Origin of the sequence: Silicimonas lutimaris (assembly GCF_047314965.1) — a bacterium.
Lineage (GTDB): Bacteria > Pseudomonadota > Alphaproteobacteria > Rhodobacterales > Rhodobacteraceae > JAVJUV01.
Genome location: NZ_JBLBVK010000047.1, coordinates 81,044 through 94,490, shown reverse-complemented (window position 1 = coordinate 94,490; position 13,447 = coordinate 81,044). Strand labels below are relative to the sequence as shown.

General features: G+C 62.3%; 10 protein-coding genes. 4 read left to right on the top strand and 6 right to left on the bottom strand.

From position 1 onward, the window contains the following. Positions 1-36: 36 nt before the first annotated feature. The gene (locus ACKLNI_RS09670; RefSeq protein ID WP_413718856.1) at positions 37-1,119 is read right to left on the bottom strand and encodes a TRAP transporter substrate-binding protein; all 1,083 of its coding nucleotides are present in this window, start codon (positions 1,117-1,119) and stop codon (positions 37-39) included. Between the two features lie 210 nt (positions 1,120-1,329). Here ACKLNI_RS09670 and ACKLNI_RS09665 point away from each other — a divergent pair, with 210 nt between their 5' ends. Continuing rightward, the gene (locus tag ACKLNI_RS09665; protein WP_413718855.1) at positions 1,330-2,748 is read left to right on the top strand and encodes a cache domain-containing protein; all 1,419 of its coding nucleotides are present in this window, start codon (positions 1,330-1,332) and stop codon (positions 2,746-2,748) included. Further along, positions 2,745-3,386, top strand: a complete 642-nt coding sequence (locus ACKLNI_RS09660) for a response regulator transcription factor (RefSeq protein WP_413718854.1) — start codon at positions 2,745-2,747, stop codon at positions 3,384-3,386. Before ACKLNI_RS09665 ends, ACKLNI_RS09660 begins: the two co-directional genes overlap by 4 nt. Here ACKLNI_RS09660 and ACKLNI_RS09655 read toward each other — a convergent pair. Continuing rightward, positions 3,365-4,231 (bottom strand): YihY/virulence factor BrkB family protein, encoded by an 867-nt coding sequence (locus ACKLNI_RS09655; protein WP_413718853.1) that lies wholly within the window; start codon positions 4,229-4,231, stop codon positions 3,365-3,367. The genes ACKLNI_RS09660 and ACKLNI_RS09655 overlap by 22 nt on opposite strands. Before the next feature lie 301 nt (positions 4,232-4,532). Here ACKLNI_RS09655 and ACKLNI_RS09650 point away from each other — a divergent pair, with 301 nt between their 5' ends. Beyond that, positions 4,533-6,296, top strand: a complete 1,764-nt coding sequence (locus ACKLNI_RS09650) for an acetolactate synthase 3 large subunit (protein WP_413718852.1) — start codon at positions 4,533-4,535, stop codon at positions 6,294-6,296. Positions 6,297-6,363: 67 nt separating this feature from the next. Then, positions 6,364-6,930 (top strand): acetolactate synthase small subunit, encoded by a 567-nt coding sequence (ilvN, locus tag ACKLNI_RS09645; RefSeq protein ID WP_413718851.1) that lies wholly within the window; start codon positions 6,364-6,366, stop codon positions 6,928-6,930. A gap of 72 nt (positions 6,931-7,002) precedes the next feature. Here ilvN and ACKLNI_RS09640 read toward each other — a convergent pair whose 3' ends face one another. The 4 genes from ACKLNI_RS09640 to ACKLNI_RS09625 all read right to left on the bottom strand — a co-directional run bounded on the left by ACKLNI_RS09640 (position 7,003) and on the right by ACKLNI_RS09625 (position 13,226). Continuing rightward, the gene (locus ACKLNI_RS09640; protein ID WP_413718850.1) at positions 7,003-7,638 is read right to left on the bottom strand and encodes an EF-hand domain-containing protein; all 636 of its coding nucleotides are present in this window, start codon (positions 7,636-7,638) and stop codon (positions 7,003-7,005) included. A gap of 303 nt (positions 7,639-7,941) precedes the next feature. Continuing rightward, positions 7,942-8,571 carry an EF-hand domain-containing protein gene (locus ACKLNI_RS09635; protein WP_413718849.1) on the bottom strand — a complete coding sequence of 210 codons (630 nt, stop codon included), beginning with the start codon at positions 8,569-8,571 and terminating at the stop codon, positions 7,942-7,944. 229 nt (positions 8,572-8,800) lie between these two features. Further along, positions 8,801-9,106, bottom strand: a complete 306-nt coding sequence (locus ACKLNI_RS09630) for an EF-hand domain-containing protein (protein ID WP_413718848.1) — start codon at positions 9,104-9,106, stop codon at positions 8,801-8,803. A 433-nt stretch (positions 9,107-9,539) separates the two neighbouring features. Next, positions 9,540-13,226, bottom strand: coding sequence for a vitamin B12-dependent ribonucleotide reductase (locus ACKLNI_RS09625; protein WP_413718847.1), 3,687 nt, complete (start codon positions 13,224-13,226; stop codon positions 9,540-9,542). Positions 13,227-13,447 lie beyond the last annotated feature (221 nt).

The following is a 13,447-nucleotide window of genomic DNA, read 5'->3' as shown; positions in this document are numbered from 1 at the left end:
CCCGCGGGGGGCTCTCCGGTTTTCGTGCTGTCAGGCTTAGCCCAGAACGCGGTCGCGCTGAGCGACGTAGGCGCCCGTCGACTTCTGGATCCAGCCCGAGGACGAACGCATGGAGACCATGGCGCTGTCGTAGATCTTCTTGAACAGCGGATCGCCGATGTTCTCGTCGATGACCTGCTGGCTGGCCGCACCGAACGCATCCCAGACCGCATCGGGGAATTCGCGAATGGTCACGCCGCCCGACTGCAGGCGCTGGAGCGCCGCGCCGTTCTCGGAGAGGAACTGCGACAGGTTGTGCTGGTGCGCTTCGCCTGCGGCGATTTCGCAAACCTTCTGCTGCGACGGCGTCAGGCTTTCGAAGACTTCGCGGTTGAAGGCCAGCGACAGGCCCGCGCCCGGCTCGTGGAAGCCAGCGGTGTAGTAGATCTTGGTGATCTCCTGGAAGCCGGCCTTCTCGTCGGCCCAGGGACCGATCCACTCGGTGCCGTCGATCGCGCCGGATGCCAGCGCCTGGTACACTTCCGAACCCGGCAGGTTCTGGACCGAAGCGCCAAGCTTGCCAAGCGCCTGGCCGCCAAGGCCGGGCATACGGAACTTGAGGCCCTGGAAGTCCTCGGGCGAGTTGATCTCTTTCGCGAACCAGCCACCGGCCTGAGCGCCCGTGTTGCCGGCCAGGAACGACTTGAGACCGAAGATCTGGCCCAGCTCGTCATGCAGCTCGTGGCCGCCATCGTGGTAGTACCAGTTCACCAGTTCCTGCGCGGTCATGCCGAAGGGAACGGCGGTGAAGAACGCATAGCCCGGGTGCTGACCCACGAAGTAGTAGTCGGCGCCGTGGTACATGTCGGCCTGACCTGCGGTCACGGCGTCGAAGACCTCGAACGCGCCGACGAGTTCGCCAGCGGCCTTGAGGTCTACGGTCAGGTTGCCATCGGTCATGGCCGTGATCATGTCGGCGCAACGCTGGGCAGAGTCATGCACGCCGGCGAGGCCGCGACCCCAGGTGGTGACCAGCGTAAGCGTGCGCTTGCCCTGAGCGTAGGCCGGAGCCGCCAGAGCGGTTGCAGCAGCCGCCGAGCCGCCAATCGCAGTGTTTTTCAGAAATGAACGACGATCCATTCGGTAAGTTCCTCCCATTCAAGAAAAGCCCGCCCCGAGGCGGGCGGATCGATGCAAGTGGGCCGGACCATAGAGGGGGCGTGAGAAATTAAAATACCCGGAACTGAGTAGATTTGCCGGGTAAACGGGCGCAAAAGGTTATGTTAGCGCAAGCAGGAGGCAAAAAGATATCTTGCCCCGCCCGGTCATGCCTGCGATTCGTATTGAACCATGTCGTCGCAGGACAAAGACATCATCGATCAGCGCCAGACGAGGCGGTATCGCAAGAAGTTCTTTCTTCTGGCGGCCCTGCCTCTGATCCTGGCGATCTCGGCAATCGCCGCCCTTGTCGCCATCCAGTCGCGCGCGCTGGCCGATCGCGAGATCGACGCTCTGGAGACCCAGCTGATCGAGGCGAAACGTGCGGAATTGAAGAACTACATCTCCATCGCGCGGACGGCGATCGGGGCGGTCTATGGCAACGCCGCGCCGGACGACGAGATATCAAAGACCCAGGTCATGCAGACGCTGGCGGCGATGATCTATGGCCAGGACGGCTATTTCTTCGTGTTCGATTACGACGGGACCAACCTCGTCGCGCCTCGCCAGACCCACCTGATCAATCAGAACTGGCTGGGCCTGCGGGACATCAACGATACACCGATCACCTCGGAATGGATCCGGCTGGCACGAACTGGCGGCGGGTATCACAGCCATCTCTGGTGGAAACCCACCACCGGGGAACAGGCCGAGATGATCTCGTACGTCGTGGGCTTCCAGGACTGGCGCTGGGCCTTGGGCACCGGCATCTTCATCGACGACATCCGGGACACCGTCGCCGCTGCGCGGGCGGGCGTCGAGATGCGCATCCAGAGAACGTTTCTCTATATTGGCGCCATCGCCGCCGCTGCACTTCTGCTGGTGTTCGTGACCGGGTTGCTCATCACCCACCGGGAACGGGTTCTTGCTGACGCCGCGCTGAAGCAGCTTACCCAGCGGATCATCGACACGCAGGAAGAGGAACGCGGTCGCGTCGCACGCGAACTTCACGACTCGATCAGCCAGATCCTCGTCGGCGTGCGCTATGCACTCGACCTGGCACAGCGCCGTCTTCAGACAGGAGACGCGCGCGCGGCTGAAAGCCTGCGCAAGGGACAGGACAGTCTTGCGACCGCCATTCAGGAAGTGCGCCGCATCAGCCGCGACCTGCGCCCCGGCACGCTGGACGACCTGGGGCTGGCCCCTGCCCTGCGCGCGCTGGTCGACGAGTTCAGCGAGCGCACCGGGATCACGTCTGAGTTGGAGACTGTCGTCTTCCGGAACCGTCTGGACGAGGATTCCAAGATCGCGCTCTTCCGCGTGGCGCAGGAGGCGCTGACCAATATCGAGCGCCATGCCGGCGCCACCCACGTCGCCATTCGCATCGCCGGTCACAAGCGGGGCGCGACGCTGCGCATTCAGGACAATGGCCACGGCTTCCGCCTGGACGAAACCACAGGCGGGCTGGGCTTGCGCAACATGCAGGAGCGGATCGAACAGCTTGACGGCACGCTGCGGATCCTTTCTTCGACCTCGGGCACCGTGATCGAGGCCGAAGTGCCTCTGAGCCACCTGTTGAGACCCGACACCGCATCGAGGGAAAGCGCATGACACAGAGAACGCGCGTCATGATCGTGGACGATCATCCAATGGTCGCCGAAGGGATCGAGGCCATTCTGGAAACCTATGACGATATCGAGGTGGTCGGAACCCTGTCGAGCGGGCGGCAGGCCCTGACCGCGGCTGAAAGCCTGAACCCGGACGTGGTGCTGCTGGACCTGAATATGCCCGGAATGTCGGGGCTGACGGCAACCGAACTGCTTCTGGAACAAAGGCCGGATATCCGCATCCTGATCCTGACCATGCATGACAGCCGCGAGTATATCTCGACTGCCCTGAATCACGGAGCGCGGGGCTATGTGCTGAAGGACGTGCCGACCGAGGAAATCAAGACGGCGATCGACGCGGTGATGCGCGGCGAGCAGTATCTCTGCACTGGCGCCGAGGCCTCTCTCCAGCCCCGCATCTCGGACGGGCGCGAGCCGCTGACGTCGCGCGAGCAGACGGTGCTCCTGGAACTGGCGCAGGGCAAGTCGAACCGAGATGTGGCCGAGGCCCTGAACATCTCGATCCACACGGTCGAAACGCATCGGAAGAACATCAAGCGCAAGTTGGGCATTTCCTCGACGGCCGGACTGACGCGCTATGCCCTGGAGCATGGCGTGCTTCAGGGCACGGGAGAGCTTTGATCTCGGGCGCTCGCGGCGCCCGTTCCCATCTCCGCGTCGATCAACGCACCCAGCAGAACGACATAGGCCGACAGCCAGAGCCAGGTCAGCAGAACGATGACCCCGCCAAGGCTTCCGAAGGTCTGATTGTAGTGGGCGATATTGGCGACATAGAAGGCAAAGGCGTAGGAGCCCGCGAACCACAGAAGCGTGGCGATGGTCGAGCCGAGTGTCAGGAACCGCCATTTCGGTGGCCGCCCCGACGGCCCCCAGTGATAGAGAACTCCCAGACCGACCACGACAACCACCGCCACGACGCCCCAACGCACCCAGCCGATCAGCGCCTCGGTTCCGATATCCACTCGCAGGAAGGCGAGCGCCGCCGGCACGCCTATCATGAGGAGAAGCAGCAGAAGCGAGCCGAAGAGGAGCGCGGCGGTCAGCAGGATGACGACGCACCAGAAGTGGACGACGCCTCTGTCCTCGGTCTTGCCGTTGATCATGTTGAGCCCGTGAATGAGGCTCGAGGTTGCCCGGGTCGAAAGATAGATCGCGAAGGCGACACCCAGCCAGAGCGTCAGCGAAAGCCCCTCGTCGGGAGCGCCCGCCACGAGTTGCGCCTGGTTCAGGAGGATCGCGGCCGCCTGGTCGGGCATCAGCTCGGTCACTGTCCGAAGCTGGTCGACGATGCTGGCCGGATCAGTGACGAGACCCGCAAGCGCCACCAGCGCGGCAATCGCGGGAAACGCGGCCATAAGCGTGTAAAACGCAACGCCGGCGGCGATCAGCCCGATCTGCGTCGTACTGATCCTCGATACGAAACGGACCGGCGGCATGGCGCCGATGCGGTGAATCCTGTCCCTCATGGAGTGGAGCATAGCGCAGAGACAGCCCTGAGACAGGGTGATAACGCATCAACAGGAGGGTCAGCAGGAAATTTCACAAATCGCCCTCGAAACGAAAGATTCCGCAATTTTTGCGGTTGACGCCCCTGGAACCCCCGCCTAGTCTCCCCGCACTTTGACGGAGGAAGCCCGGATGGTCCGGATCGTACTTCTTGTAGGAACATGGCGCATGGGCCGGTAGCGGAAACCCTGAACGGTACCCCATGCGCCCCCGAGAACCGGGGGCTTTTTTTATGCGCGGAATACAAAGGAAGCAGGCGCGATGAGCAAGACGCAGATGACTGGAGCGAAAATGGTGGTCGAAGCCCTGAAGGATCAGGGTGTCGAAGTCGTATTCGGGTATCCCGGCGGCGCCGTGCTCCCGATCTATGACGAGATCTTCCAGCAGAACCAGATCAAGCACGTGCTCGTGCGCCACGAACAGGGCGCGGTCCATATGGCCGAAGGCTATGCGCGTTCGACCGGCAAGCCGGGCGTCTGCCTTGTGACCTCCGGTCCGGGCGCGACGAACGCGGTCACCGGAATGACAGACGCTCTGATGGATTCGATCCCGATCGTCGTGCTGACCGGCCAGGTGCCGACCTTCATGATCGGCAACGACGCCTTCCAGGAGGCCGATACGGTCGGCATCACGCGGCCCTGCACCAAGCACAACTGGCTGGTGAAGGAGACCGACAAGCTGGCCGACACCATTCACCAGGCGTTCCATGTCGCCAAGTCTGGCCGCCCCGGCCCGGTGCTGATCGACATCCCGAAAGACGTCCAGTTCGCCAGCGGCACCTATGTCGGGCCGAAGCAGGCAAAACCATCGCGCTATCAGCCCCAGGTCAAGGGCGACGTCGAGATGATCACCGACCTCGTCAAGGCGATGGAGACGGCGAAGCGCCCGATCTTCTATACCGGTGGGGGCGTCATCAACTCGGGCACCGCGGCCAGCCAGCTTCTGCGCGAACTGGTCGATGCCACGGGCTTTCCGATCACCTCGACACTGATGGGTCTTGGCGCCTATCCCGCCTCTGGCAAGAACTGGCTGGGCATGCTGGGGATGCACGGGCTGTACGAGGCCAACCTGGCGATGCACGGCTGCGACCTGATGATCAACATCGGCGCGCGCTTCGACGACCGGATCACCGGCCGCGTGCAGGATTTCAGCCCGAAGAGCCGCAAGGCTCATGTCGATATCGACCCGTCGTCGGTCAACAAGGTCATCCACGTGGACTGGCCGATCATCGGCGACGTAGGCCATGTGCTGGAAGACATGCTGAAAATCTGGAAGGCCCGCGGCCGCAAGACGAATGCCGAGGCCGTCGCCAAGTGGTGGGACCAGATCGAAGAGTGGAAGAAGGTCGATTGCCTGAAGTTCACCCAGAACGGACCGACCATCAAGCCGCAGCATGCGCTGGCGCGGCTGGAGGCGCTGACCAAGGACCATCCCGACCGCTATATCTGCACCGAGGTCGGCCAGCATCAGATGTGGGCTGCGCAGTATCTCGGCTTCGAGGATCCCAACCGCTGGATGACCAGCGGCGGCCTGGGCACCATGGGATATGGCTTCCCCGCGTCGATCGGCGTCCAGATGGCGCATCCCGACGCGCTGGTCATCAACGTGGCCGGCGAGGCGAGCTGGCTGATGAACATGCAGGAACTTGGTACGGCCGTGCAGTTCCGCCTGCCGGTCAAGCAGTTCATCCTGAACAACGAGCGTCTTGGCATGGTCCGCCAGTGGCAGGAACTTCTGCACGGCGAGCGCTATTCGCATTCCTGGTCCGAGGCCCTGCCCGACTTCGTCAAGCTGGCCGAGGCATTCGGCGCGAAGGGCATCCATTGCCACGACCCCAAGGATCTGGACGATGCGATCATGGAAATGATCAACTACGATGGACCCGTGGTGTTCGACTGCCTTGTCGAGAAGCACGAGAACTGCTTCCCGATGATCCCGTCAGGCAAGCCGCACAACGAGATGCTGTTGGGCGAAAACGCCGATACCAAGAACGCCATCAAGGAAGGCGGCGCGGTCCTGGTCTGAGGGGGCCTTGCCCCCTCGCCGCCAGGGCGGCTCACCCCAAGAGTATTTCGGAAAAGAAGAAGCGATCATGTCCCCTCTCAAGATCAAAAAAGGCACTTCGAAGCATTCGGCCTATGACCTGCGCGACCCGAATGCCGAACCGGTGGAACGTCACACGCTGGCCGTGGTTGTCGACAACGAGGCCGGTGTTCTGGCGCGCGTCATCGGGCTGTTCTCGGGCCGCGGCTACAACATCGAGAGCCTGACGGTGGCCGAGACCGATCACACCGGTCACGTCAGCCGGATCACCATCGTGACCACGGGCACGCCCAGTGTGATCGAGCAGATCAAGGCGCAGCTTGGCCGGATCGTTCCGGTGCACGAAGTGCATGACCTGACGGTCGAGGGTGCCTCGGTCGAGCGCGAACTGGGCCTGTTCAAAGTCGTGGGCACCGGCGAAAAGCGCGTCGAGGCGCTGCGGCTGGCCGATATTTTCCGTGCGAATGTGGTCGATTCCACCTTGGGGAGCTTCATCTTCGAGATCACCGGATCGCCCGAGAAGATCGACGCCTTCGCCGATCTGATGCGGCCGCTGGGCCTGCGGGAAATGGCGCGCACCGGCGTTGCCGCGCTTTCGCGCGGGGAAATGGCCTGACGCCACGGCACGCGCCGCACAACGAAAAAGGCCGCCCGTCCGGGCGGCCTTTTCTTTTGATCCCGCCGGGGATCAGAGGTTCTTGCCAAGCACCTCTATGGCGTCGAGGTCATAGAGTTCGCTGAAGGAAATCCGGTTGTCGTCGTTCGCATCCAGCCGCTGGAAATCCACCGCCGAGAGGTTCGGGTACTGCGCCACCAGTTCGTTCAGCGAGGCGAAGCCCGATCCGTCGGTGTCGACCTCGTTCAGAGAGACGAGGATGGACGACCCGGTCTCGTAACGGCTGACAACGTCCTGGGCGACCGGGGCATAAAGCTCGACCGCGCTGATCCGGCCGTCGTTGTTGGCGTCGATATCGTCGAAGTCGATCTCGCCGAAGCCGGGATAGGCCGTGGCCAGTTCTGCCGGCGATGCAAAGCCGTCGCCGTTCGTGTCGATCTCCGTCACGTCACGGACCGGCACGCCGGCCACGTGCTTGTTCAGAATGGCCGCCGCCCCCGGCGCCGTGAATTCGGCGGCGCTGATGCGGTTGTCGCGGTTCTGGTCCAGATCGCGGAAATCATTGACCGACAGCGTCGTGTAGACGGCGGCGATCTCGGCCTTGGAGGCGAAGCGGTCGCCGTTCTGATCGACGGCGCCGATGCCGGCGGCGGAAGCGACGGTTGCGGTCAGAGCGGTGGTGGCGATGGCCAGCGCGAGGGTTTTCATGGTCAGTGTCCTTTCGGTGAACCCGGTCTTCCGGGCTGATTGTTTTCAAAGTTCAGTCTCAGGGAGTGGCGGCGTTTGTCGCCGTCCGTGACAGAGCATTTGGGGATGATTTCCGGTCTTCAAACCCGGCGTTCCGCACAGGGCCCTGTGCAGTTTTGTGAATTTTAAGTGTTTGATTTCAATATGTTCACGAATGCGAGAGGCCGCGTGAACACGCCGTCACCGCAAGTTGCCGCTAGAATGCGAAAAGGGCCGCCGGTTCCCCGGCGGCCCTCTCCCTTTGTTACCAATGACTGTCGGCGATTACTTGCCTTCGAGGCACTGTGCCGTCGGCGCCAGATACTCGACCGAACTGATCCGGTTGTCGCGGTTCAGGTCGATGGTCTGGAAGTCGAACGCCGTGACCCCCGGATATCCGCCCTTCAGTTCTTCCATGGACAGGAAGTTGTCGCCGTTCGCATCCAGCGAGGCGAGATCCTGGAAACTGGAAGCCGAGCACTGGGCGATGGCGATCTGAGCATCCGTCGAGAAATACTCGGCATAGCTGAGGCGGTTGTCGCCGTTCGAGTCGATTCCCTGGAAGGTAACCCGAGTCATGGTGGGATAGACCCGGGCCATGTCGTTCCAGCCAATGAAGCCGTCTCCATCGGTATCGAGGTTGCGGATCGGCTGATCCTTGTGCATCAGGATAGAGTGTTCTGCGAGGCGAGCCTGAGCGGCAGGATCGTTGATCTCTTCGGCGCTGAGGCGCATGTCACTGTTCGCGTCGATGGCCTTGAAGTCGACCATGTCCATTTTCGGCATGGCGTTCTTCACTTCTTCGAACGTGGCGAAGCTGTCGCCCGAAACATCGAGGTCCTGAATGGTTACGGCCGCAAAGCCGGCGGTGGCAGCGAAACAAGCGGCGGTGGTACCAAGGATAATACGTTTCACGGTCATCTTCCTCCTTCATGACTGCGCCTGAAATGACGCTATAACCCCTTTGTAGGACTCATTCGGGATGGCGGCGTTGATGGATGTCAAATAGCAAATGTTTTATGCGTCTGACCTAGGTCAATCTTTTTGCCAGGCCTCCGGGGCATCATCCTGCACCCCAAAAATCATGGCCGCTGCCGGGGAAAGCAGCGGCCATGTCATTCGCGGCCAGGGAGGGGATTGGGGACTAGTTGCCGCGAAGTAATGTCAAAGACGGGCCGTCGGCGCGATAGAGCTCTTCGAAACTGATCCGCCCGTCGCCATCGGTATCGATCTCGGAAAATCCGAGTTTCCGGAGATGCAGCATGCCCGGCCCTTGACCGTCCTTGCCAGCGTCGTTCCGAAATACCGACATAGCAACGGCGGCATTTCCGGGATTGGCGACAAGCAAGGAACCGGACGCGCCAGAAGGCGATGCATTGAAATTCTCGCCAGCCGAAGCCGCCTGGGTGGCAAGCACGGTAACAACAAGGGCAAGCGCTTCTCGTTTCATGGACCTGGCTCGTTCGAAATGGCGATACGTTGTTTCTTGCAGAGCAGATGGTGACCCGGTGTCGGGAGCAAAACGTCAGAAACCGCACATCGAATTGTGCAGTTTTGCATTTTCTCCATAATTTTCAGTGAGTTCACGGATTTGTGTAGGAAGAGAGAGGGCGTGTAACCGTGCGGACAAAAGAAAATGGGCCCCCGAAGGGGCCCAGTTTCGCTGATCAGGCTCACTCTGTTGTACCGCCCGGTTTCTGCCTGCGGCCTGATCCGCGTTCAGGGCGAGCGCACCCGCCCCACGTCGAAAGGCAGCGCCTTCCAACAGGCCAGAGGTAAGGGGTTCCTGTAAAACCCCGGGCCTCCGGCCCAGTTTGAGTGGGGAGGCGTTGCCGCCCCACCCGGTTCCTTGCCGGAGCTGAAGTCAACCCCGGCAAATCTCGTCAGCTACACCCGCTTGTCGCGCCGCAGGTGTTGCACTTCATGCAGGTGCCGTTGCGCACCAGCGTGTAGTTGCCGCAGTCGCCGCAAGGATCGCCTTCGTAGCCCTGCATCTTGGCCTTCTGGCGCGCGTCCATCTGGATCGTGCCGGTGGCGATCGCGGTCGTCTCGGTCATCACCGCCGCGCCGATCTCGGGCACGAGCGTCTGAAGCGCGGCAGAGGGATCGCCAGCCGTGGAAAGCGCCGTGGCCCCTGCTCCGCCCTGGACCACGAAGAGGTCCTGAGGCACGCGGCCACGGGTGTAGCCCGCCGAGGCGACCTTCTTGATCACCTCGAAGGCCGAGGTGCCGGTGCTTTCGGGCACTTCCTTGAAGTTGCGCTTGCCCTCGTCCTCGCCACGGCCCATCTCGTCGAAGGTCATGCCGTCCGGCTTGACATGGGCGAGATCGGTCCGGTCGAGGTAGGACACGGCCAGTTCGCGGAAGATGTAGTCGAGGATCGACGTCGCGTTCTTGATCGAGTCGTTGCCCTGTACCATGCCCGCCGGTTCGAACCGGGTGAAGGTGAAGGCGTCGACGAACTCCTCCAGCGGCACGCCGTACTGAAGGCCGACCGAGACCGCTATAGCGAAGTTGTTCATCATCGCCCGGAAGCCAGCGCCTTCCTTGTGCATGTCGATGAAGATCTCGCCCAGCGAACCGTCCTGGTATTCGCCGGTGCGCAGGTACACCTTGTGCCCGCCCACGATCGCCTTCTGGGTATAGCCCCGGCGGCGTTCCGGCATCTTCTCGCGGTGGCTCTTGACGATTTCCTTGACGATCACCTTCTCGACGATCTTCTCGGCCAGCACTGCCGCTTTCTCTTGCGGAGAGCCCGTGGCGAGGATTTCCTCGGCCTCCTCGTCGTCTTCCACCAGCGCGGCGGCCAGCGGCTGCGACAGCTTGGAGCCGTCACGGTAGAGGGCGTTCGCCTTGATGCCGAGGCTCCAGGACAACTCGTAGGCCGATTTGCAGTCTTCGATGGTCGCATTGTTCGGCATGTTGATCGTCTTCGAGATCGCACCCGAGATGAAGGACTGAGCGGCGGCCATCATGGTGATGTGGCTGTTGACCGAGAGGAACCGCTTGCCCTTCTTGCCGCAGGGGTTGGCGCAGTCGAAGACATGGTAGTGGTCTTCGCTGAGGTGCGGCGCCCCTTCCAGCGTCATCGTTCCGCAGACGTGATCATTAGCGGCTTCGATGTCCTTGCGGCTGTAGCCGAGGTGACGCAGCAGGTCGAAGGAAGGGTCGTTCAACTTTTCGGCCGGGATGCCCAGCGTCTTGGTGCAGAACTCCTCGCCCAGCGTCCACTGGTTGAAGACAAAGCGGATGTCGAAGGCCGAAGGCAGCGCCGCCTCGATCTTGTCGATCTCCTTCGGGCCGAAGCCGTGGCCGATCAGCGAGGTGTGGTTGATCCCAGGCGCGTTGCCGATGGTGCCATGACCGACGGCATAGGAGACGATCTCCTCGATCTGCGACGAGGAATAGCCAAGCGTCTCGAGCGCACCGGGAACCGAGCGGTTGATGATCTTGAAGTACCCGCCGCCGGCGAGCTTCTTGAACTTGACCAGCGCGAAGTCGGGCTCGATGCCGGTGGTGTCGCAGTCCATGACGAGGCCGATCGTGCCGGTCGGCGCGATCACGGTGGCCTGCGCGTTGCGGTAGCCGTTCTTCTCGCCAAGGCTGAGCGCCTCGTCCCAGGCTTCGGCGGCCAGTTGCACCAAACGCTGGTCCGGGCAGTTGGCGCGGTCAAGCGCCACCGGGTTCACGTTCATCGCCTCGTACCCATCCGTCTCGCCATAGGCCGCGCGGCGGTGGTTGCGGATGACGCGCAGCATGTGCTGGGCGTTGCGCTCGTAGCCCGGGAACGCGCCCAGCTCGCCCGCGATCTCGGCCGAGGTCGCATAAGCCACGCCGGTCATGATCGCGGTCAGCGCGCCGGCCAGAGCCCGGCCCTCGTCGCTGTCGTAACCAAGGCCCATGTTCATCAGAAGGCCGCCGATATTGGCGTAGCCGAGACCCAGCGTGCGGAAGTCGTAGCTGAGCTGCGCGATTTCCTTCGACGGGAACTGCGCCATGGTCACCGAGATTTCCAGCGTCAGCGTCCAGAGACGCGTGGCATGCATGTAGTCGTCAGCCTGGAACTCGCCGTCCTTGTAGAAGGTCAGCAGGTTCATCGACGCCAGGTTACAGGCCGTGTCGTCCAGGAACATGTATTCCGAGCACGGATTCGAGCCGCGGATCGGGCCGTCTTCAGGGCAGGTGTGCCAGGCGTTGACGGTGTCGTGGTACTGGATGCCGGGATCGGCGCAGGCCCAGGCGGCGTGGCCGACCTGTTCCCAGAGATCGCGGGCCTTGATCGTCTTCGACACCTTGCCGTCCTTGCGGCGCAAGAGTTCCCAGTCGGCATCGTCACGGACCGCCTGCAGGAAGGCGTCGGTCACTCGGATCGAGTTGTTCGAGTTCTGGCCCGAGACGGACGAGTAGGCTTCGCTGTCCCAATCGGTGTTGTAGGTCGGGAATTCGATCGAGGTGTAGCCCTGACGCGCATAGTCGAGGACTCGCTTGATGTAGGTCTCGGGAATCGCCGATTTCTTGGCCGACTTGATCGCAGCCTTCAGGCTGTCATTCGCTGCCGGGTCGTAAGCGCCCTCTTCCGAGCCGTCGAAGTCGCGGATCGCGGCGAAGATACCGTTCAGTTCGCGCTCGTGCATCTTGGAGCCGGCGACGATCGAGGCCACCTTCTGCTCTTCGATGACCTTCCAGTTGATGAAATCCTCAATATCCGGGTGGTCGGCATCGACGATCACCATCTTGGCCGCGCGGCGCGTGGTGCCGCCCGACTTGATCGCGCCCGCTGCGCGGTCACCGATCTTGAGGAAGCCCATCAGGCCCGACGATTTGCCGCCGCCCGAGAGTTTCTCGCCCTCGCCGCGCAGGTGGCTGAAGTTTGTGCCCGTGCCCGAGCCGTACTTGAAGAGCCGCGCTTCCCGGACCCAGAGGTCCATGATGCCGCCTTCGTTCACGAGGTCGTCGGCGCAGGACTGGATGAAGCACGCATGCGGTTGCGGATGCTCGTAGGCCGAATCCGACTTGGTCAGCTGGCCGGTCTTGAAGTCCACATAGTAATGGCCCTGGCTGGGGCCATCGATGCCGTAGGCCCAGTGAAGACCCGTGTTGAACCACTGCGGGCTGTTCGGCGCCGCGCGCTGGGTGGCCAGCATGTAGCGCATCTCGTCGAAATAGGCGCGCGCGTCCGACTCCTTGGTGAAGTAGCCGCCCTTCCAGCCCCAGTAGGCCCAAGCTCCGGCCAGACGATCGAACACCTGACGGGCCGATGTCTCGCCGATGAAGCGCTCGTCTTCAGGCAGTTCGGCCAGGGCCTTGTCGTCGGGCACGGAACGCCACAGGAACTCGGGAACGCCTTTTTCACGCAGTTTCTTCAGACGTGCAGGAACGCCAGCCTTGCGGAAATATTTCTGAGCGATGACATCCGAAGCCACCTGGCTCCAGCCCGCCGGAATCTCGACATCATCGAGCTTGAACACGACCGTACCATCGGGATTCCGGATCTCCGACGATGTCGTGGTGAATTCCAGCTCCGCGTACGCGTCTTTACCTGCTTTGGTGAACGAACGTTCGATCTTCATGTTTTTCCGTGCCCCGCATCCGGTCTTGTATTCGGCTCGCCTCTGAGTGCGATGCCATTGCCTGGTCGCGCCGGTCGGATGGCTTGGGACAATAATAACCACTTCGCCGGAAACGAGTTTCGCGGCGGCACCTCGGCCCTCGAACGAGGGCGAGAATTCGGTGATCATCTGTCCCCTGCCGGAACCACTACATCTTGTGGCCTCCCGACCGGCTCACACAA

Excerpts from the sequence above, each read along its gene's own strand:
- ACKLNI_RS09660 (WP_413718854.1), top strand. The coding sequence starts at position 2,745 with ATGACACAGAGAACGCGCGTCATGATCGTGGACGATCATCCAATGGTC.
- ACKLNI_RS09630 (WP_413718848.1), bottom strand. The coding sequence starts at position 9,106 with ATGAAACGAGAAGCGCTTGCCCTTGTTGTTACCGTGCTTGCCACCCAG.
- ACKLNI_RS09670 (WP_413718856.1), bottom strand. The coding sequence starts at position 1,119 with ATGGATCGTCGTTCATTTCTGAAAAACACTGCGATTGGCGGCTCGGCG.
- ACKLNI_RS09640 (WP_413718850.1), bottom strand. The coding sequence starts at position 7,638 with ATGAAAACCCTCGCGCTGGCCATCGCCACCACCGCTCTGACCGCAACC.
- ACKLNI_RS09665 (WP_413718855.1), top strand. The coding sequence starts at position 1,330 with ATGTCGTCGCAGGACAAAGACATCATCGATCAGCGCCAGACGAGGCGG.
- ilvN (WP_413718851.1), top strand. The coding sequence starts at position 6,364 with ATGTCCCCTCTCAAGATCAAAAAAGGCACTTCGAAGCATTCGGCCTAT.
- ACKLNI_RS09625 (WP_413718847.1), bottom strand. The coding sequence starts at position 13,226 with ATGAAGATCGAACGTTCGTTCACCAAAGCAGGTAAAGACGCGTACGCG.
- ACKLNI_RS09650 (WP_413718852.1), top strand. The coding sequence starts at position 4,533 with ATGAGCAAGACGCAGATGACTGGAGCGAAAATGGTGGTCGAAGCCCTG.
- ACKLNI_RS09655 (WP_413718853.1), bottom strand. The coding sequence starts at position 4,231 with ATGAGGGACAGGATTCACCGCATCGGCGCCATGCCGCCGGTCCGTTTC.